Origin of the sequence: Cupriavidus oxalaticus (genome assembly GCF_004768545.1) — a bacterium.
Taxonomy (GTDB): Bacteria; Pseudomonadota; Gammaproteobacteria; order Burkholderiales; family Burkholderiaceae; genus Cupriavidus; species Cupriavidus oxalaticus_A.
In genome coordinates, this window is record NZ_CP038635.1 from 231,689 (window position 1) to 250,109 (window position 18,421).

At 67.1% G+C, this 18,421-nt stretch carries 17 protein-coding genes and 1 tRNA gene; 12 read left to right on the plus strand and 6 right to left on the minus strand.

The window, feature by feature from the left end; genetic code table 11:
• Positions 1–54: 54 nt before the first annotated feature.
• On the plus strand, positions 55–1,893 hold the full coding sequence (gene glmS, locus E0W60_RS11885) for a glutamine--fructose-6-phosphate transaminase (isomerizing) (RefSeq protein WP_135704263.1): 1,839 nt from the start codon (positions 55–57) through the stop codon (positions 1,891–1,893).
• 69 nt (positions 1,894–1,962) lie between these two features.
• Here the strand turns inward: glmS and E0W60_RS11890 are convergent, their stop codons facing one another.
• Both E0W60_RS11890 and E0W60_RS11895 read right to left on the minus strand, forming a co-directional pair.
• A complete protein-coding gene (locus tag E0W60_RS11890; protein ID WP_135704265.1) occupies positions 1,963–2,931 on the minus strand; it encodes a SphA family protein in 969 nt (322 codons plus the stop codon).
• A gap of 107 nt (positions 2,932–3,038) precedes the next feature.
• Positions 3,039–3,989 (minus strand): LysR family transcriptional regulator, encoded by a 951-nt coding sequence (locus E0W60_RS11895; RefSeq protein ID WP_135704266.1) that lies wholly within the window; start codon positions 3,987–3,989, stop codon positions 3,039–3,041.
• 107 nt (positions 3,990–4,096) lie between these two features.
• Here E0W60_RS11895 and E0W60_RS11900 point away from each other — a divergent pair, with 107 nt between their 5' ends.
• From E0W60_RS11900 to E0W60_RS11915, 4 genes are all read left to right on the plus strand, one after another.
• Entirely contained in the window at positions 4,097–5,077 is a 981-nt protein-coding gene (locus E0W60_RS11900) for a Bug family tripartite tricarboxylate transporter substrate binding protein (RefSeq protein ID WP_135704268.1), read from the plus strand.
• Between the two features lie 328 nt (positions 5,078–5,405).
• Complete coding sequence (gene bfr / locus E0W60_RS11905; RefSeq protein ID WP_133098191.1) at positions 5,406–5,885, plus strand: bacterioferritin; 480 nt, start codon at positions 5,406–5,408, stop codon at positions 5,883–5,885.
• Positions 5,886–5,992: 107 nt separating this feature from the next.
• Positions 5,993–6,067: transfer RNA gene (locus E0W60_RS11910), tRNA-Cys, on the plus strand.
• A gap of 294 nt (positions 6,068–6,361) precedes the next feature.
• Positions 6,362–6,805: a GNAT family N-acetyltransferase gene (locus E0W60_RS11915; RefSeq protein WP_135704270.1), complete on the plus strand. Its 444-nt coding sequence runs from the start codon at positions 6,362–6,364 to the stop codon at positions 6,803–6,805.
• A 54-nt stretch (positions 6,806–6,859) separates the two neighbouring features.
• Here E0W60_RS11915 and dmeF read toward each other — a convergent pair whose 3' ends face one another.
• Positions 6,860–7,861, minus strand: a complete 1,002-nt coding sequence (gene dmeF, locus E0W60_RS11920; protein ID WP_135704272.1) for a CDF family Co(II)/Ni(II) efflux transporter DmeF — start codon at positions 7,859–7,861, stop codon at positions 6,860–6,862.
• A 229-nt stretch (positions 7,862–8,090) separates the two neighbouring features.
• Between dmeF and E0W60_RS11925 the strand changes: the two genes are divergently transcribed.
• Together E0W60_RS11925 and E0W60_RS11930 are read left to right on the plus strand one after the other, a co-directional pair.
• Positions 8,091–8,969: an alpha/beta fold hydrolase gene (locus E0W60_RS11925; protein WP_135704274.1), complete on the plus strand. Its 879-nt coding sequence runs from the start codon at positions 8,091–8,093 to the stop codon at positions 8,967–8,969.
• Positions 8,970–9,046: 77 nt separating this feature from the next.
• A complete protein-coding gene (locus tag E0W60_RS11930) occupies positions 9,047–9,268 on the plus strand; it encodes a hypothetical protein (RefSeq protein ID WP_135704276.1) in 222 nt (73 codons plus the stop codon).
• 82 nt (positions 9,269–9,350) lie between these two features.
• Here the strand turns inward: E0W60_RS11930 and E0W60_RS11935 are convergent, their stop codons facing one another.
• Positions 9,351–10,817 (minus strand): PLP-dependent aminotransferase family protein, encoded by a 1,467-nt coding sequence (locus E0W60_RS11935; RefSeq protein WP_135704277.1) that lies wholly within the window; start codon positions 10,815–10,817, stop codon positions 9,351–9,353.
• A 376-nt stretch (positions 10,818–11,193) separates the two neighbouring features.
• Between E0W60_RS11935 and E0W60_RS11940 the strand changes: the two genes are divergently transcribed.
• Both E0W60_RS11940 and E0W60_RS11945 read left to right on the plus strand, forming a co-directional pair.
• Positions 11,194–12,525: an aspartate aminotransferase family protein gene (locus E0W60_RS11940; RefSeq protein ID WP_133098197.1), complete on the plus strand. Its 1,332-nt coding sequence runs from the start codon at positions 11,194–11,196 to the stop codon at positions 12,523–12,525.
• 109 nt (positions 12,526–12,634) lie between these two features.
• Positions 12,635–14,152, plus strand: a complete 1,518-nt coding sequence (locus E0W60_RS11945) for a CoA-acylating methylmalonate-semialdehyde dehydrogenase (protein WP_135704279.1) — start codon at positions 12,635–12,637, stop codon at positions 14,150–14,152.
• Between the two features lie 83 nt (positions 14,153–14,235).
• Here E0W60_RS11945 and E0W60_RS11950 read toward each other — a convergent pair whose 3' ends face one another.
• Complete coding sequence (locus E0W60_RS11950) at positions 14,236–14,895, minus strand: GlxA family transcriptional regulator (protein WP_346769556.1); 660 nt, start codon at positions 14,893–14,895, stop codon at positions 14,236–14,238.
• 71 nt (positions 14,896–14,966) lie between these two features.
• Positions 14,967–15,209: a hypothetical protein gene (locus E0W60_RS38185; RefSeq protein ID WP_346769557.1), complete on the minus strand. Its 243-nt coding sequence runs from the start codon at positions 15,207–15,209 to the stop codon at positions 14,967–14,969.
• A 165-nt stretch (positions 15,210–15,374) separates the two neighbouring features.
• On the opposite strand from E0W60_RS38185, the gene E0W60_RS11955 reads away from it, so the two are divergent.
• From E0W60_RS11955 to E0W60_RS11965, 3 genes are all read left to right on the plus strand, one after another.
• Complete coding sequence (locus E0W60_RS11955; protein ID WP_135704281.1) at positions 15,375–16,610, plus strand: MFS transporter; 1,236 nt, start codon at positions 15,375–15,377, stop codon at positions 16,608–16,610.
• 9 nt (positions 16,611–16,619) lie between these two features.
• Positions 16,620–16,820 (plus strand): hypothetical protein, encoded by a 201-nt coding sequence (locus E0W60_RS11960; protein WP_133093549.1) that lies wholly within the window; start codon positions 16,620–16,622, stop codon positions 16,818–16,820.
• A 203-nt stretch (positions 16,821–17,023) separates the two neighbouring features.
• Positions 17,024–18,421: an amino acid permease gene (locus E0W60_RS11965; protein ID WP_135704283.1), complete on the plus strand. Its 1,398-nt coding sequence runs from the start codon at positions 17,024–17,026 to the stop codon at positions 18,419–18,421.

Below are 18,421 nucleotides of genomic sequence, written 5' to 3' on the forward strand. Positions count from 1 at the left end.
GGCGCGATTGATTGGACAGGGCGCCGCAGTGGGCGCCAGCAACGGGGGTTCAGCATGTGTGGCATCGTCGGCGCGGTTTCGACGCGCAATATCGTTCCGGTCCTGATCGAGGGGCTGCGCCGCCTGGAATACCGCGGCTATGACTCGTGCGGCGTCGCCGTCGTGCGCGACGATGCGGTCGAGCGCGCGCGCACCGTGTCGCGCGTGGCCGACCTGGATGCGCAGACGCAGGCTTCGGGCCTGTCCGGCTTCACCGGCGTGGCGCATACGCGCTGGGCCACCCATGGCAAGCCCGATACCGTCAACGCCCACCCGCACCTGTCGGGCGAGACCATCGCGCTGGTGCATAACGGCATCATCGAGAACTATGAGCCGCTGCGCGAGGAACTGCGCGCGGTCGGCTACGGCTTCGAGTCGCAGACTGACACCGAAGTCGTCGCGCACCTGATCCACCAGGCCTACACCTATCCCAGCAGCGCCACCCGCGGCGACCTGTTTGCCTCGGTGCGCGCCGTTACCAAGCGCCTGCACGGCGCCTATGCCATCGCCGTGTTCGCCAAGGACCAGCCCGGCGTGGTGGTCGGCGCCCGCGCCGGCTCGCCGCTGGTGGTGGCGCTGGGCGAGAACGAGGCCTTCCTCGCGTCCGACGCGCTCGCCGTGGCCGGCACCGCGAACCGCATCATCTACCTCGAAGAGGGCGATGTGGTCGAGATCTCGCTCGACGGCGTCGTCATCCATGACGCGCAGGACCACGCGGTCGAGCGTGAAGCGCGCCTGGTCGAGGCCCATGCCGCATCCGTCGAGCTGGGGCCGTACCGCCACTTCATGCAGAAGGAAATCTTCGAGCAGCCGCGCGCGCTGGGCGACACGCTGGAGGGCGTGGAAAGCATCACGCCGGCGCTGTTCGGCGACAACGCCGCCGAGGTCTTCGCCGGCATCGACAGCGTGCTGATCCTGGCCTGCGGCACCAGCTACTATTCCGGCTGCACAGCCAAGTACTGGCTCGAAAGCATCGCCAAGATCCCGACACAGGTCGAGGTCGCCAGCGAATACCGCTATCGCGACACCGTGCCCAATCCGCGCGCGCTGGTGGTGGTGATCTCGCAATCCGGCGAAACCGCCGACACCATGGCCGCGCTGCGCCACGCGCGCGCGCTCGGCCACGTGCATACGCTGTCGATCTGCAACGTTGCCACCAGCGCCATGGTGCGCGAGACCGAACTGCGCTTCCTGACCCGTGCCGGCACCGAGATCGGCGTGGCCTCGACCAAGGCCTTCACCACGCAGCTGGCCGCGCTGTACATGCTGACGCTGGCGCTGGCCAAGGTGCGCGGCCTGCTGACCGAGGAAGCCGAGGCCAGGGACCTGGCCAACCTGCGCCACCTGCCGGCCGCGCTGCACGGCGTGCTGGCGCTGGAGCCGCAGATCATCGCCTGGTCCGAAGACTTTGCGCGCCGCGAGAACGCGCTGTTCCTGGGCCGCGGCCTGCACTACCCGATCGCACTCGAAGGCGCGCTCAAGCTCAAGGAAATCTCGTACATCCACGCCGAGGCGTATCCGGCCGGCGAACTGAAGCACGGCCCGCTGGCGCTGGTGACCGAAGCGATGCCGGTGGTCACGGTCGCGCCCAACGATGCGCTGCTGGAAAAGCTGAAGTCCAACATCCAGGAAGTGCGCGCGCGCGGCGGCCGCCTCTATGTGTTCGCCGACAGCGATACGCAGATCCAGTCGTCGGACGGCATCCAGGTGATCCGCATGCCCGAGCACTATGGCGACCTGTCGCCGATCCTGCACGTGGTGCCGCTGCAGCTGCTCGCGTATCACACGGCATGCGCTCGCGGGACCGACGTGGACAAGCCGCGCAACCTGGCGAAGTCGGTGACGGTGGAGTAAGGAAGCCGCAGCGCAATGTCATCAAAAAAGCAAAGAGGCCCTTCCGGGCCTCTTTGCTTTTGGGTCCGCTCAGAACACGATCGCCGCCGTCCCCATGAACGTGCTGGTGCTGTCGAGCCGGTTCTTGCTGGCAATGGTCGGCACCCAGCGCAGGCTCATCGACAGGTGGCTTTTCGCGCCGATCTTGGTGTCGTAGGTGACGATCGGCCCGAGCGCCCAGTCATGGCCGCGGAAGCCGTTGAGGCGGTCGGCCAGCGGACCGCTGTCGTCGCCCAGCTGCTGCGTGGTGCCGGCGATCAGGCCCACGCCGGCGCCGTTGGCGAAGCGCTTGAGCAGCATCGTGTCGAGCGTGAACAGCGGCGCGTTCTGGTAATCGGTGGCGTTGTTGCGCGTGTAGAACTGGAGCCCGGCCACCGCATCGAATTCGAGCCCGTGCTCGGGGAACAGCCGGGTGTAGGCCACCTGCGGGATAAAGGTCCAGTTGTTCAGGCTGGGATTGGCCAGTGCGTTGGGATCGTACTTGCCGGTCGGCGCCCAGATGTTCAGGCTCAGCGCCACGTGTTCGGTCTTGGAGAAGTGGTAGCCGGCGATCAGCGGCGTGAAATAGATGTCGAACAGGTTCGACGCGGTGTCCTGGGTGCTGGCGCTGACGCCGCCGATGCCGGCATTGGCCGTGACCTTGGTCCACACGTAAGGCAGCGTGAAGCTGGAGGCAAAGTTCCACGCGCCGGGCCCGGTGTCCCAGACCTTCATCACGGTTGCCAGCGTGAAGGCGACCTTGCCGTCGACATCCAGCGCTGCCTTGCCGCCAATCGGCACGCTGCGGCTGCCGCCGACCGATCCGTCTAGGTAGATCTCGCCGAGGTTGACCGCCAGGATGGGTTCGGGCGAGACGATGCCGGCATTGGGCGTGACGCTGGTCCCGGTGACGGGCCGGCCGAGCGCGCCTTCGGTAGCGCCGGCACTGGTTGCCGCGCCCAGCAGCGGCAGGGCTGGAGCCAGGGTAGCGAGCAGCCGCCTGGCGGTCTTGGTTGGCATGCGTGAGCCTCCGGAGCGACCTCGGTGGAAGGTGTGACCCGCGGCCAACATAGCATGCCGGTCCGGCTCGCGATCTGAAGATTTTTTCCCGGCTGCCCTGAGAATTTCTAGTGAACCGGTACGGCGCCAGACTCTGCCGCCGGGTAGTCCGCCAGTGCCGCGTGCACCTGGGCCACGAATGCGCGCGTTGCCGGCGACGGCGTATGCCCGGCCAGCGACACGATCCCGTACTGCGCGCGCAGGTCGTGGCGCGGGCGCATCTGCAGCGGCACGGCCGTGCCTTGCGCGCACGCGTCGGCCATCATCGCCACCGGCACCAGCGCGACGGCATCGCCGGACAGCATCAGCGCGCGCAGCGCGTGCATGTCATTGCAGGTGGCGGTAAGCAGGCCGGTGCTGTCGTCATCGGCCGCGCCGCTGCCGGCGGCCTGCATCGCCTCTCGGAAGAACTGCCGGATATGGGCCGGCAGCCGCGGACCGGCCACGGGATAGTCGCGCAGGCTGGCAAGGCTGATATCGCCTTGATGCGCCAGCGGGTGCGCGGCGCGCACGAAGAAGCCGGTCTCCAGCGCGGGCAGGCGCTCGATCTGCAAGTGGCCGAACTGGGCCAGGCTGCGGCTTTCGCCGACGAAGACATCGAGGCGCTCGGCTTCCAGCGCGCGCAGCATGGTGGTGGTGTCGGCGGTCTCCACGTCGATGCGCAGGCGCGGATAGCGCCGTACCAGCGCTTCCAGTACCGGGTCGAGCAGGAACGATGCCGCGAACGGTCCGAAGCCGGCGCGGACCTCGCCGATCTCCACTTCGTCCAGCAGTTGCAGGTCGCGGCGCAGTTCGCGGCTTTCGCGCAGCATCCGGCGCGCGCGTTCCAGCACCAGCGTGCCGGCGGCGGTGGGACGAACCTTGCCGTAGCTGCGGTCGACCAGTGTGCCGAGGTCGGCCTCCAGCGCCTGGATGCTGCGCGTCAGTGCCGGTTGCGACAGGTGCAGCGCCGCGGCCGCGCGCGCGAAGCTGCCTTGTTCGACCAGGGTGACGAAGTGATGCAGCTGGCGCAGGCCCATCAACTTAACCTTCTATGCATGGAAATCTGAAAAATATTGCATTGGACGTATTTTCTCAAGCCCGCTACCGTTGTTCTCCAAAACCATAAAGACGATCTGGAGACGACATGAAACGACGCGCATGGCTCGCGCTCGCAATCAGCGGGCTTTCGCTCAGCCTCGGCCTGCCGGCCGTGGCACAGACCTATCCGGCCAAGCCGATCCGCCTGGTGGTGCCCTACGTGGCCGGCGGCGGCACCGACACCATCGCCCGCGCGATGGGCGAGAAGCTCAGCAAGCGGCTGGGCCAGCCGGTGGTCGTGGAGAACAAGGCCGGCGCGTCCGGCATCATCGGCACTGATGCCGTGGCCAAGGCGGCGCCGGACGGCTACACGCTGCTGATGACGCTGACGCAGTCGGTGCTCACCAACCAGTTCCTGTTCGAGAAGCTGCCGTACGACCCGCGCAAGGACCTGACCATGATCAGCGTGCTGGCCGACGCGCAGCTGGTGCTGGTGGCGCACCCGTCGGTGCCGGCACGCACGCCGCGCGAGCTGGGCGACTATGCCCGCGCCCAGGCCGGCAAGGCTACCTATGCCTCATGGGGCGTGGGCTCGCTGTCGCACCTGAGCGGCGCCTACCTCAGCAAGCTCACCCGCGGCAACGCCACCCACGTGCCCTACAAGGGCGAGGCACCGATGCTGCAGGACCTGCTCGGCGGCCAGGTGCAGTTCGGCTTTGCCAGCATCCTGACGGCCAGGCCGTATATCGAGAGCGGCAAGCTCAAGGCGCTGGCCGTTACCGGCACGCAGCGCAGCAGCGCGCTGCCCGCGATGCCGACCTTTGCCGAGCTGGGCATGCAGGACAGCGCGTTCAAGACGGTAGGCTGGATCGGGCTGGTGGCCCCGGTCGGCGTGCCGGCGCCTATCCTGGCCAGGCTCGAAAGCGAGGTGAAGGCGATCCTGCAGACCCCCGACATGCAGGCGCGCATGGTCGCGCTGGGGCTGCGCACGGTAGGCAGCTCGCCGGCAGAGGCGCAGGCGCTGTATGCGCGCGACTGGCCGGTGCTGAAGACGCTGGTCGCGGATTCGGGCGCGCGGCTCGACTGATTTCCTTCCGGTTCCTGCCATGGCGGGCGCCGCGGCAAGATGCCGTGTGCGCCCGTTTTTTTTATTCACCAGTATTGTCCGGAAGGCCGGCGTATTAATGCCGGATGCGCCGGATGCGGCTTTTCATGCGCTAACGAAAACCGAATGGAAACCATTGCCATTCTCATATGCAATAGCGCCGGATAATCGGCCAATAACAGCCGAATTTGCTTGATGTCCCCCTTTGCCGGGCTACCATGAAAGGCACGGCGCAATATTGTCTGCAGCGGCGCGCTGGCCACGATAATGAAAATTGATCCACCCGAATCGAGGGGTCGGTGGTGCTGTCATGAAAAGCGACAAGAAAGCGATTCAGATGCTCAACGGCCAGCTCCGGCATGAGCTGACCGCCATCAACCAGTATTTCCTGCATGCGCGCATGTACCGGCATTGGGGTCTCAATGCTTTGGGCAAGCACGAGTACGAAGAATCGATCGAGGAAATGAAGCATGCCGACAAGCTGATCGAGCGCATCCTGCTGCTCGATGGCTTGCCCAACCTGCAGGACCTCGACAAATTGCTGCTCGGCGAAAACACCGAAGAAATGCTCGGCTGCGACCTGAAGCTGGAACAGGTTTCACAGGCCAGTTGCAAGGATGCGATCAAGTATCTGGAGTCGATCGGCGATTATGTTTCGCGCGAGGTGGTGGTCGATATCCTGGAAGCCACCGAATCGCATATCGACTGGCTCGAGTCGCAAATCGAGCTGATCGGCAAGGTTGGCCTGCAGAACTACGTCCAGTCGGCCATTGGCGAGATCGGCGACTGACTGGCGCCGGTGCCGGCGCTGCCGTCCGCGCAGCGCCCTGCAGACTTTTCCATTTCCCGCTACACTGCGGCCCGCAGCACGACGCGCCGGCATGGCGCGCCATCCACGGCGGGGTGGCAGAGTGGTGATGCAACGGCCTGCAAAGCCGTGTACGACGGTTCGATTCCGGATCCCCGCCTCCAGTTTTCCTCTCCTGTAGCGCCATTCCTTCTTCACACCTGCGCCGCGTTATGCCCGCGATGGGGTGCGCCTGCGCCACGTTGCCGCCATTGCCCTGTGCGTAATGCGGCGGGCCAATTTCCGACACCGGTTTGCCCTGTTCTTCCCTGATAGTACAAAGCGATCGAATCGGTTAGTGTTGGGCGGTCAGGCCAGACCGGCCTGTGCGCACAGAGCGCCGCCAGGATGGCGGTGCGACCATGCCGGGCTTCCATGGTGTTCCCGTCGCCAAGTGATGTGAAGAAAAGAGGCTCCTGATGATGAAAGACCTGCGAATCCGGGCGGCGATGCCCTCGGACGCGCCAGCGGTGGGGGCGCTGCTAGAGCGCTGCGGCCTGCCGACCGACGATGTGTTCCGCGTGCTGGAGCACTTCCATGTGGCCATCCTCGAATCGAGGATCATCGGCTGCGCCGCCGGCGAGCCGTTCGGCCAGACCGTGGTGATCCGCTCGGTGGCGGTATTGCCCGAGCACCGCGACCAGGGCGTGGCGACGCATGTGGTGCGCGCCGCGCTGATGCGCGCGCGCTCGAATGGCCTGCAGCGCGCGGTGCTGCTGGCATCGAGTTGCCCGAGCTATTTCGCGCGCTACGGCTTTACGCTGGTGCCGGCATCGAAACTGCCGCAGGAGGTGCTGTCGTCCGGCGAATTCCAGCGGCACACCGATACGCCGCCGCTGTGCATGTGGTGCGAGCTGGGCTGACCGCACGCCCCCAGCGTGGCGCGCGCTTTCCGCGTGCTTGGTTCCGCGGGTGCTTCAGTGCGTGCCCTCGCAGCGGCTGATCTCGACGGTCACGTGCACCAGCTCCTCATGCACGGACAGCGCCTGGCGCACGCGCAGCGGCGTCAGCGTGGCGTCATGCGTGACCAGGCAGACGATGCAGGCAAAATGCTGGCGGCCGACGCGCCAGACATGCAGGTCGGTCACGCCGGTGCCTTCGTCGCCAGGGCGGCCGTCGCGGTCTAGCCCGGCCAGCACCTCGCGCACTTCTTCGACCACCGGGTGGTCCATCTCGCGGTCCAGCAGCACGGTGCCGCTCTGGCGCAGCAGGCCGATCGCCCACTTGCCGACCAGCGCCGCGCCCACCAGGCCCATCACCGGGTCGAGCCAGGCCCAGCCCAGCCACCAGCCGCCGGCCAGCGCCACGATGGCCAGCACCGAGGTGGCCGCATCGGCCAGCACGTGGACGTAGGCCGCGCGCAAGTTGATGTCGTGGTGGTGGCCGTGGCCGTGGCCATGGTCGTGGTCATGCCCATGATGGTGATGCCCGTGGTCATGTCCATGGTCATGACCGTGCCCATGAGCATGTCCGCCCAGGATCAGCGCGCAGCCGAGGTTGACCAGCAGCCCCAGCGCGGTCACGATCATCGCCTCGCGGTAATGAATTTCCTGCGGGCTGAACAACCGCTCGACCGAACCCGCCGCCATCAGCGCCGCAATGCAGAGCAGGAACACGGCACTGGCAAAGGCGGCCAGCACTTCGATCTTCCATGCGCCAAAGGCAAAGCGCCAGTCGCTGGCGTAGCGGCGCGCGGCCGCGTAGGCAAAGGCGGACAGGCCGATGGCCAGCGCGTGCGAGCTCATGTGCCAGCCGTCGGCCAGCAGCGCCATCGAGTTGAACCAGAGGCCGGCGGCGATTTCCACCACCATCACGACGGCGGTGATCATCATCACCAGGCGCGTGCCGCGCTCGGCGTTGCGGTTGCCACCGTCGAAGGTATGGCTGTGGGTCCATGCGGACAGGTCATGGGTATGCATGGTCGGATCTTGCTGTGTGCTGGAAGTCAATATGGATGCAGCAAGGGTAGCAGAGCGCCGCGGTGCGGCCGGCGGCATCCCTGCCGGTGGCAGGGGCGGGCCGGCAGCGATAGATTCATGAATTTGTCGACCGAATGAGTGTCGTCGCAGGAAATCCTGTCGCACCGCTTAGTGATTACACTAGCCCGCACGGATGCAGACGGCCGCCCGCCAGCCATGGAGACAGACGATGTTCGAAGGATTCACGCCGCACCGGATCGATTGCGGCGACGTTGCCATCCACGCGGTGGCCGGCGGCCAGGGGCCTGCCTTGCTGTTGCTGCATGGCCACCCGCAGACCCATGCGATCTGGCACAAGGTGGCGCCCGAACTGGCGCGGCATTTCACCGTGGTGGCCGCAGACCTGCGCGGCTATGGCGACAGCGGCAAGCCCGCGGGTTTGCCGGACCACGCCAACTACAGCAAGCGCACCATGGCCGCCGACCAGCTCACGCTGATGCGCGCGCTCGGCTTCGAACGGTTCAGCGTGCTGGCGCACGACCGCGGCGCGCGCGTGGCGCACCGGCTGGTGCTCGATCATCCACAGGCGGTGACGCGGCTGGTGACGCTGGATATCGCCCCCACGCTGGCGATGTACGCGCAGACCAGCGAGGCCTTTGCCCGCGCCTACTGGCACTGGTTCTTCCTGATCCGGCCGGCGCCATTCCCGGAAACGCTGATCGAAGCGGATCCCGCGCTCTACCTGCGCCAGACCATGGGTGCCCGCAGCGCCGGGCTGGCGCCGTTCACCGATGCCGCCATGGCCGAGTACCTGCGCTGCCTGAACCTGCCCGGCGCCGCCCACGGGCTGTGCGAGGACTACCGCGCCAGTGCCACCATCGACCTCGAGCATGACCGCGCCGACCTTGCCGCGGGCCGCATGGTCGAGTGCGAGATGCTGGCGCTGTGGGGCGAGCAGGGCGCCGTCGGGCAATGTTTCCGGCCGCTGGACGAATGGCGCAAGGCGGCGCGGCGCGTGCGCGGGCATGCGCTGCCGTGCGGCCACTACATTGCCGAAGAGATGCCGGAGCGCCTGCTGGAGGAAGTGCTGCCGTTCCTGCGCGGCTGAAGGTCCCCGGTTACCCCTCCGACCCGCGGCATCTTGCCGCATCAGCGCCTGTTGCATGCCGCAATAGGCGCTTTTTCGTGTTCCCACGTTACGAAAAGCCCCCAGACCATCTCAGGGAAATACGATTGCCGCTTACATACATTCATGAATGGATGTATGATTTTGCGAAGAATTCATATTCCCGCAACGACTTTATTGTCGCCCCCGAGATGACATATCGCTTTATCGCTATCGCACTGGTGACCTGGGTGGGCATCTGCGCCACCGCAGGCCTGGTCGTCGAACGCCTCTGGAGTTGAGGCAGCGCCCTGGGAACGGCGCCGGCCCGCGCTCCCGCCACGAACCACATTACCGCTTCTGAAGTAGCCGGGTATCAGGGTATCAGGCGGCCGCGGCACGCGGCGCCTGTGCCAGGCTGTCAAAGAACTGCCACAGCTGCGGCGCGTCGCCGGTGGCCACGTTGAAGCGGATCCACGGCGAGTCGGTCTCGTCCGGCTCGAAGTACGAGCCCGGCGCCAGCCAGATGCCGTGCTCCAGCGCCAGCGTGGCCAGCTGGTTGCCGCTCAGCGGCTCGCCGCGCCGGCTCGCCTGCAGCCGCTGCTGGGTGTCTTCGCACAGCCGCGCCCAGGCGAACATTCCGCCTTCGGGGCGCAGCAGCACCTCCAGGCCGTGCGCCTCCATCTTTTCCGTCACCAGGTCCTGCTGCGCGCGCAGCCGCTCGGCCAGCGCGGCCACGTGGCGACCGTAGTGGCCGCTGGTCAGCACCGAGTAGACCAGGCGCTCGGTCACTTCGGACGAGGTCAGCCCGACCGCCATCTTGGTCCGCGCGAAAGCCTTGGCCAGGTCCGGGCTGGCGGCAAGGTAGCCCACGCGCAGCGACGGCGTGATGGTCTTGGAAAAGCCATTGACGTAGACCACCTGCGACAACCCGTCCATGGCCGCCAGCATCGGCGAGCCAGCCGGCGCCAGCTCGCGGTAGATATCGTCTTCCACCACCAGCAGCCGGTGCTGCTCGGCGAGCTGCAGCACGCGGAAGGCGTTCATGCTGCTGAGGCTGGCGCCGGTCGGGTTCTGCAGCACGGTGTTGACGAAGAGGGCGCGCGGGGCGTGGGCGCGGATCGCGTCGTCGAGCGCATCGGTGTCGAGCCCGGCCGCCGAACGCGGCACGCCGATGACGCGCAGCCCCGCCAGCCGCAGGATCTGCAGCAGGTTGCAGTAGCAGGGCGATTCCACCAGCACGGTGTCGCCGCCGCGCAGCAGCGTGCGCACCACCAGGTCCAGCGCCTGGGTCGCGCCCTGCGTCAGCACCACCTGCTGCGCCTGCAGCGGGATGCCGTACTGGCCGAGGCCGGTGGCGATATGCTCGCGTAGCGGCGCGAAACCATACGGATGGCCGTAGCCAGACAACTGCGCCGCAGGCACCCGGGCCGAGGCGCGCATAGCCTGGTGCAGGCCTTCCTCGTTGAGCCAGTCCCCCGGGAGCCAGCCGGCGCCGGCCTTGATCGGCACGGAATGATCGGCGAACACATCCGACAGCAGCCAGGCCGCGTTCAGCCCCGGCGCTTCCCATTGCGGCGCACGGGCGCTGCCGGTGGGCGCGTGACGGTGCGCCACGGTGTAGCCGGAGCCCGGCCGCGCGGCCAGGTAGCCCAGTGCGGTCAGCCGCCCGTAGGCCTCGGCCACGGTGAAGGTGCTGACCTGGTGGTGCTGGGCAAAGCGGCGTACCGACGGCAGCGTGGCACCGGCGCGCAGCGCGCGCTGCTCCACCAGCGCGGCGATGCCGGCGACGATCTGCTCAGTCAGGGTTTCGCCGCCGCGGCGGCTGCGGGTCAGGTTCAGGGTCAGCATCGGAAGCGTTGCACTAGGCACCTCGGTAGGCGCGAACCTGTACAGTTTAACGGCCGCACAGGGGCGACGCGCGCAGGCCCATTCCAAGTAGCGAAAATTGCCGCAGTGCAGCGTGGGATGCCGCACGGTGCCGGCAAACGCTGCGTGGCACGGTGGCGGTCGCGGCGGGCGCCGCGGCTGCTTGCCTGTACGGTTTGGCGTGATCAAACTGTACGGTAAGGCGGTGCTGTCCGTACTGTATATTTTGTCGGCCAGACGCCGCCGGTAGAGTGGCCGTCATTGCCGCCGTTTCCGTGCCTGCTTCAGTGCCCGCCACTCTCAGCGGGCCGGAACGGCACCAGCCAACCGACCCGCCCAATTGCCCCGAGGAGGACGTATGGACGCCGCCAAGACCGTGATTCCCGATCTCGATGCCCTGTGGATGCCCTTCACCGCCAACCGCCAGTACAAGGCGGCGCCGCGCCTGCTCGCGTCGGCAAGCGGCATGTACTACACCACCCACGACGGCCGCCAGATCCTGGATGGTTGCGCCGGCCTCTGGTGCGTGGCCGCGGGCCACTGCCGCAAGGAAATCGCCGACGCCGTCGCGCGCCAGGCGGCAACGCTGGACTATGCGCCGCCGTTCCAGATGGGCCACCCGCTGTCGTTCGAGGCCGCCACCAAAGTGGCCGCGGTCATGCCGCAGGGACTGGACCGCATCTTCTTCACCAACTCGGGTTCGGAGTCGGTCGACACCGCGCTGAAGATCGCGCTGGCGTACCACCGCGCGCGCGGCGAAGGCCAGCGCACCCGCTTTATCGGCCGCGAGCGCGGCTACCACGGCGTTGGCTTTGGCGGCATGGCGGTGGGCGGCATCGGCCCGAACCGCAAGGCCTACTCGGCCAACCTGATGCCGGGCACGGATCACCTGCCGGCTACGCTCAACATCGCCGAGGCCGCCTTCTCCAGGGGCCAGCCGCAATGGGGCGCGCATCTCGCCGACGAGCTGGAGCGCATCCTTGCGCTGCATGACCCGGCCAACGTCGCCGCCGTGATCGTCGAGCCGCTGGCCGGCTCCGCCGGCGTGCTGGTGCCGCCGCTCGGCTACCTGGAAAAACTGCGCGAGATCACCAGCAAGCACGGCATCCTGCTGATTTTCGATGAAGTGATCACCGCCTTCGGCCGCCTCGGCGCGGCCACCGCAGCCGAGCGCTTCAACGTGACGCCGGACCTGATCACCATGGCCAAGGCGATCAACAACGCGGCGGTGCCGATGGGCGCCGTGGCGGTGCGCCGCGAAGTGCACGATGCCGTAGTCAATGCTGCCGCGCCGGGCACGATCGAGCTGCTGCATGGCTACACCTACTCCGGCCACCCGCTGGCCGCCGCCGCTGCCGTGGCCACGCTCGACCTGTACCAGCGCGAGAACCTGTTCGGCCGCGCGGCCGAGCTGTCGCCGGTGTTCGAGGCGGCGGTGCACAGCGTGCGCGGCGCGCCACACGTGAAGGACATCCGCAACTTCGGCATGGTGGCCGGGATCGAGCTGGAGCCGCGTCCGGGCCAGCCCGGCGCGCGGGCCTACGAGGCCTTCCTCAAGTGCCTGGAGCTGGGCGTGCTGGTGCGCTACACCGGCGACATCCTGGCGTTCTCGCCGCCGCTGATCATCTCGGAAGCGCAGATCGGCGAACTGTTCGATACGGTGAAGAAAGCGCTGCAGGACATCAAATAAGCGGCGCACGCCGCCTCGCATTGCCGCCGGCCCTTCGGGGCCGGCTCTCTCCCTCTCTCTCCCTGATTGCAAGCCACGGCGCGCGCCGTGGCCATCGAAGGAATCCCAAGTGAGCATTGCAGAAAACCGGCAACTGGCCGAAATCCATCATTACATCGGCGGTGCCGTGCGCCGCGCCGGCGGCCAGCGCCTGGCTGACGTATTCAATCCCGCCACCGGCGAAGTTGCGGCGCGCGTGGCACTTGGCACCGCACAGGACGTTGCCGATGCGGTGGCTGCCGCCAAGGCCGCGTTTCCGGCATGGGCCGAGACGCCGCCGCTGCGCCGCGCGCGCATCCTGTTCAAGTTCAAGGAGCTGCTCGACCAGCACCATGACGACCTGGCCGCGCTGATCACGCGCGAGCATGGCAAGGTGTTCTCCGATGCCAGGGGCGAAGTCACGCGCGGCATCGAGGTGGTGGAGTTTGGCTGCGGCATTCCCAACCTGCTCAAGACGGACTTCACCGACAACATCGGTGGCGGCATCGACAACTGGAACCTGCGCCAGCCGCTGGGCGTGGTGGCGGGGATCACGCCGTTCAACTTCCCGGTGATGGTGCCGATGTGGATGTTCCCGGTGGCGCTGGCATGCGGCAATACGTTCGTGCTGAAGCCGTCGGAGCGCGATCCTTCGCCCAGCTTGCTGATTGCCGACCTGCTGCGGCAGGCCGGGTTGCCCGATGGCGTGTTCAACGTCGTGCAGGGGGACAAGGAAGCAGTCGATGCGCTGCTGGCGCATCCGGATGTGCAGGCCTTGTCGTTCGTTGGCTCGACGCCGATTGCCGAGTACATCTATACGGAAGGGACCAGGCATGGCAAGCGGGTGCAGGCGCTGGGCGGGGCCAAGAACCACCTGGTGGTGATGCCGGATGCGGACCTGGACCAGGCGGTCGATGCGCTGATTGGTGCGGCCTATGGCTCGGCGGGCGAGCGCTGCATGGCGATCTCCGTTGCCGTGGCGGTGGGGGACGTTGCTGACAAGCTGGTGCCGCGGCTGGCGGAGCGGGCGCGTGCGCTGAAGATCCGTAACGGGATGGAGTCAGACGCCGAAATGGGTCCACTGGTGACCAGGGCGCACAAGGCCAAGGTCGAGGGGTATATCGCCAGGGGCGTGGAAGAAGGCGCGACGCTGGTGACCGATGGGCGGGGGCACAAGGTCGAAGGGCATGAAAACGGCTTCTACGTCGGTGGCACGTTGTTCGATCATGTGAAGCCCGACATGACCATCTACAAGGAAGAGATTTTTGGACCGGTCTTGTCGGTAGTGCGGGTGCATGATTTTGCCGAGGCGGTGGCGTTGATCAATGCGCATGAGTTTGGCAACGGCGTGTCGTGCTACACCAGCGACGGCGGGATTGCACGGGCGTTTGCGCGGCAAATCCAGATTGGTATGGTCGGGATTAATGTTCCCATCCCTGTTCCTATGGCCTGGCATTCATTTGGTGGATGGAAACGTTCGCTGTTCGGCGACCATCATGCCTACGGCGAAGAAGGCGTGCGGTTCTATACGCGCTACAAGAGCGTGATGCAGCGGTGGCCGGATGCCATTGCCAAGGGGGCTGAATTTACGATGCCGGTGGCTAAGTAAGGGTTGGTTTGACTTACGGCCCTGCGGGCGGCCACTCTTATCGTAGTGAGCCGGGGTTTTCGTACGGGGCTTGTGTCTGTCGGCTATTGCGTGCCGGCACGCGCCTGTCTGTACGCCCTCGGCGTGGCTGACTCAGTCTTGTTCCAGCAGGCACGAAAGGCCTGCACGCTGGCGAAGCCGCTCTTCAGCGCGATTTCCTCCACGGCCAGGCTTGATGACGCAAGCAGCTTGCGCGCGCGTGCCATGCGCAGCGTGAGCTGGTATTGCTTGGGCGTCAGGCCGGTTTCCTCATGGAAGATGCGGGACAGGTGCCGCACGCTGATGGCAAAGCGGTCGGCGAAGCGCGGGTCGGCGACATTGGCATGGAGCTCGCGCGTGATCGCGTCCTGCACCGCATGCACCAGTGCGTTGCCATGCGAACGCGCGCGGAACTGCGGCGCCAGCTGCGGATCGCCGCTGAAGCGGCGGAAGGGCACGACGTTGTCGCGCGCGACGGCGATGGCGGCGTCATCGCCGTAAGCGTCGGCGACCAGCCGCAGCGCGAGATCGATGCCGGAGGCAACGCCGGCCGACGTCCATACATTGCCATCGCGAACGAAGACCCGGTTGTCGATGACCGACGCGGCTGGATGCCGCGCGCGCAGGCGGCGGGTATGTCCATGGTGGGTGGTGCACAGGCGGCCGTCGAGCAGGCCCGCGGCGCCCAGCAGGAAAGCGCCGGTGCAGACGGCGGCGACCTGCACGCCCGCGTTCCTGCCGTCGGCAAACGTTTCCCTGAGCCAGGCCGCCGTATCACGCCACGCCGCGGAAGTGGTCAGTGTGTCCAGAAGTTTGCTGCCGATCGCCAGCACCACATCGCCCGGTTCCAGTCGCGCAGGCAGCCGTTCGACCTGCCCAACGCCGGTCCCTGGAACGACGTGACGCTCGAATGCGGTCCCGCGCAGCGCACCCGCAGCGGTGCAAGGCCCAGTTCCGCTACGCAGGAAAAGATCTGGAGCGGGCCGCCGAGGTCGAGCATGTGGACATTGGGCAGCACCAGCAGATAGGCGGTGGTCATGGCGGCAAGGAAAGGGCGAACGGTCCGATGCCGCCATTCTCGCGCGATCCGGCGGCGCTGCAACAGCCATGGCTGAAAATTTGCTTTTTTGGTCCACGACCTTGCCGTGGCGGCAGGATGGCGTTGCTTAGCATGTCGGCAAGCCCGCCCGACACAGGAACCGCCATGACCCGCACCCGCATCCCCGCGATCACCCTCGCGCTGGTCGCCATCGGCTTTGCCGCGATGTTCGTCTCGACCGCGGTGAAGGGCCTGTACCAGGTGTATTTCGTCGACCTCGCTGCCCACTTCGGCCAGGGCCGCGCGCAGTTCGCCTGGTCCGGCAGCGTGTTCATGCTGGCGACGGGACTGATGTCGCCGGTGGTCGGCGCACTAAGCGATCGGGTCGGGCCGCTGCGCACGGCCGCGACGGGAGCATTGGCCGCGGGGCTGGCGCTGGGCAGCGTGGCGTGGTGGCACCAGTCGCTCGCATTCTTCGTGCTGGCGTTCGGGCTGGCGGGCGCGTTCGGCCTGGCGGCGATGACCTTTGTGCCGATGGGCATCCTGGTCGATCGCCTGTTCGAGGAGCGCAGGAAGGGACTGGCCTATGCGGTCGTGACGAACGGTACCGCGATCGGATTCATCGTGCTGTCGCCGCTGTGGATCTGGCTGCAGCCGCGGGCGGGATGGACCACGGCCTTCGGCGCGGCGGGGGTGGTGTTCGCGCTGCCGGTGGCTGGCGCGCTGTGGCTGGCCTCGCGCCGGGAGCCGCGAGCCGCGCCGGCGCCGCAGGCGGCGGAGGTCTCGGCATGGGCGGTGGTCCGGCGCGACCCGGTCTTCTATGCGCTGGCGGCGGGCTTCTTCGGTTGTGGAGCGACCATGGCCTTCATCGACGTGCACCTGGTGGCGCACTGGCAGGGACAAGGCGTGCCACGGCTGGCGATGGGCACCGCGCTGAGCACGCTGGGCGTGCTGGAGCTGGCCAGCGGCATTGTCTCCGGCGCGCTGGCGTTGCGGTGGGACAAGCATCGCCTGCTGGCGGGGTTCTATGCACTGCGCTCGCTGTCGATGGTGCTGCTGCTGGTGCCGGGCCTTGGCGTGCTGCCCTTTGCAATGGGCTTTGGCGCAAGCTACCTGGGCACGGTGATCCTGACCTCGATGTTCTGCTTCGAGCGCTATGGCAGCCGGATCAAGGGCAAGGTATTCGGGCTGCTGTTCCTGGGCCACCAGTTGGGCGCCTTCCTGACGGTGCAGCTGGGCGCGTGGTCGTTCGATGCCACGCGCAGCTACCGGCACGCCATCGTCGCGCTGGTCGGGATCACGCTGTGTTCGGCGGCATGTTCGTGGTTCGGGCTGCGCCGGGCGGGGGCGTTGCCGGTGGTGGCGACTGGCCGGGCGCAGGCTGTGGCACCGAGCCGTTGAATCGGCATCATGTTGCTGAAACTTCTGCTGGCGTCCGCCACGCTGGCGCCACTGGCGGCGGCCTGCACGATGCCGTGCACGCGGCAGGCCCGGATTCTCCTGTTCGTGGTGCTGGCGCTCGCCGGCACCGCCATGCTGATGCTGGACCCGCTCTCCGCCGCGCTGGCTCGCGTGGACGGCATTCTTGCCGCGCCCGGGTGCGGCGGCTGATGCCGGCTCAGGCCGGCTCAGGCCGGCTGAGGCCGGTCAGCACCGGGCGATCGCGCGTTCTCTATCATTCCGACGTCGTGCCCGCTGGGGCGCTGGCGCCGAAAGTGACGTCCGCGCAGTGCGGCAGGCGTAAACTAGCGCGCTTTTTCCGGGCCGCCGCCAATGCAGAAGCAGGCGCGCCGGCCACTGCTGCAGGAGTCTGAATGAGTTTGTTCCGCACCAAGGACATCGACGCGATGCTGGCCGTCGCGCGCGATGACGGCTTGAGGAAGGTGCTGGGTCCGGTCGACCTGGTGATGATGGGAATCGGCGCCATCATCGGCACCGGGATTTTCGTGCTGACCGGCACCGGCGCGCTGACCGCGGGGCCGGCGCTGACCGTGTCCTTCGTCATTGCCGCGCTGGCGTGCGGCTTTGCCGCGTTGTGCTACGCGGAGTTTGCCTCGGCCATCCCGGTATCGGGATCGATCTATACCTACAGCTATGCCACGCTTGGCGAGATCGTCGCGTGGATGATCGGGTGGGACCTGCTGCTGGAATACGGGCTGGCCACCTCGGCCGTATCGGTGGGCTGGTCGGGCTATTTCCAGTCGCTGATGGCGGGCTTCGGGCTGAAGCTGCCGGCGGCGCTGACCGCCGCGCCGGGCTCGGTGCCGGGCGTGGAGACCCTGATCAACCTCCCGGCCTGCCTGATCATGCTGGCCATCACCTGGGTCGTGTCTTACGGCGTGCGCGAATCCACGCGCGTGAACAACCTGATGGTGGCCGTGAAGATCGGCGTGGTGGTGCTGTTTATCGCGGTCGGCGTCTGGCACGTGCAGCCGGCCAACTGGGAGCCGTTTGCGCCGTTCGGCTTCAGCGGCATCTTCAATGCGGCGGCGCTGGTGTTCTTCGCCTTTATCGGCTTCGATGCGGTGACTTCTGCGGCCGAAGAAGTGCGCAACCCGCGCCGCGACCTGCCGATCGGCATCGTCGGCTCGCTGGCCGTATGCACGGTGCTGTATGTCGTGGTGGCGGCGATCATGACCGGCATCGTGCCGTTCGCCAAGTTTGCCGGCGTCGACCACCCGGTGTCGCTGGCGCTGCAATACGCGGGGCAAAACTGGGTCGCGGGCTTTGTCGACCTGGGCGCGATCCTGGGCATGACCACGGTGATCCTGGTGATGACCTACGGCCAGACCCGCGTGATCTTCGCCATGTCGCGCGACGGGCTGTTGCCGGAGCGGCTGTCGTCGGTGCATCCCGTGCATGCGACGCCTTACTTCGCCACCTGGACCGTGGGCCTGATCTTTGCCGCGATTGCCGGCTTCGTGCCGCTGAACGTGCTGGCCGAGCTGATCAATATCGGCACGCTGGCGGCCTTTACGCTGATCTCGGTGGCGGTGCTGGTGCTGCGCAAGACCCGTCCCGACCTGCCGCGCGCGTTCCGCTGCCCGGGCGTGCCGGTGGTGCCGCTGCTGTCGGTCGGCTTCTGCCTGTTCCTGATGGCGCACCTGCAGGCACTGACCTGGATTGCCTTCCTGGTGTGGCTGGCGCTGGGGCTGGTGATCTACTTCGCCTACGCGCGGCGCAACGCCGTGCTGCATAACCACGGCGGCTAG

Bases quoted from the DNA above. Each gene is read 5' to 3' on its own strand.
- E0W60_RS11890 (WP_135704265.1), bottom strand. From the start codon at position 2,931: ATGCCAACCAAGACCGCCAGGCGGCTGCTCGCTACCCTGGCTCCAGCC.
- dmeF (WP_135704272.1), bottom strand. From the start codon at position 7,861: ATGCATACCCATGACCTGTCCGCATGGACCCACAGCCATACCTTCGAC.
- E0W60_RS11895 (WP_135704266.1), bottom strand. From the start codon at position 3,989: ATGGGCCTGCGCCAGCTGCATCACTTCGTCACCCTGGTCGAACAAGGC.
- E0W60_RS11915 (WP_135704270.1), top strand. From the start codon at position 6,362: ATGATGAAAGACCTGCGAATCCGGGCGGCGATGCCCTCGGACGCGCCA.
- E0W60_RS11965 (WP_135704283.1), top strand. From the start codon at position 17,024: ATGAGTTTGTTCCGCACCAAGGACATCGACGCGATGCTGGCCGTCGCG.
- E0W60_RS11955 (WP_135704281.1), top strand. From the start codon at position 15,375: ATGACCCGCACCCGCATCCCCGCGATCACCCTCGCGCTGGTCGCCATC.
- E0W60_RS11935 (WP_135704277.1), bottom strand. From the start codon at position 10,817: ATGCTGACCCTGAACCTGACCCGCAGCCGCCGCGGCGGCGAAACCCTG.
- E0W60_RS38185 (WP_346769557.1), bottom strand. From the start codon at position 15,209: ATGACCACCGCCTATCTGCTGGTGCTGCCCAATGTCCACATGCTCGAC.
- E0W60_RS11900 (WP_135704268.1), top strand. From the start codon at position 4,097: ATGAAACGACGCGCATGGCTCGCGCTCGCAATCAGCGGGCTTTCGCTC.
- E0W60_RS11925 (WP_135704274.1), top strand. From the start codon at position 8,091: ATGTTCGAAGGATTCACGCCGCACCGGATCGATTGCGGCGACGTTGCC.
- E0W60_RS11940 (WP_133098197.1), top strand. From the start codon at position 11,194: ATGGACGCCGCCAAGACCGTGATTCCCGATCTCGATGCCCTGTGGATG.
- glmS (WP_135704263.1), top strand. From the start codon at position 55: ATGTGTGGCATCGTCGGCGCGGTTTCGACGCGCAATATCGTTCCGGTC.
- bfr (WP_133098191.1), top strand. From the start codon at position 5,406: ATGAAAAGCGACAAGAAAGCGATTCAGATGCTCAACGGCCAGCTCCGG.
- E0W60_RS11960 (WP_133093549.1), top strand. From the start codon at position 16,620: ATGTTGCTGAAACTTCTGCTGGCGTCCGCCACGCTGGCGCCACTGGCG.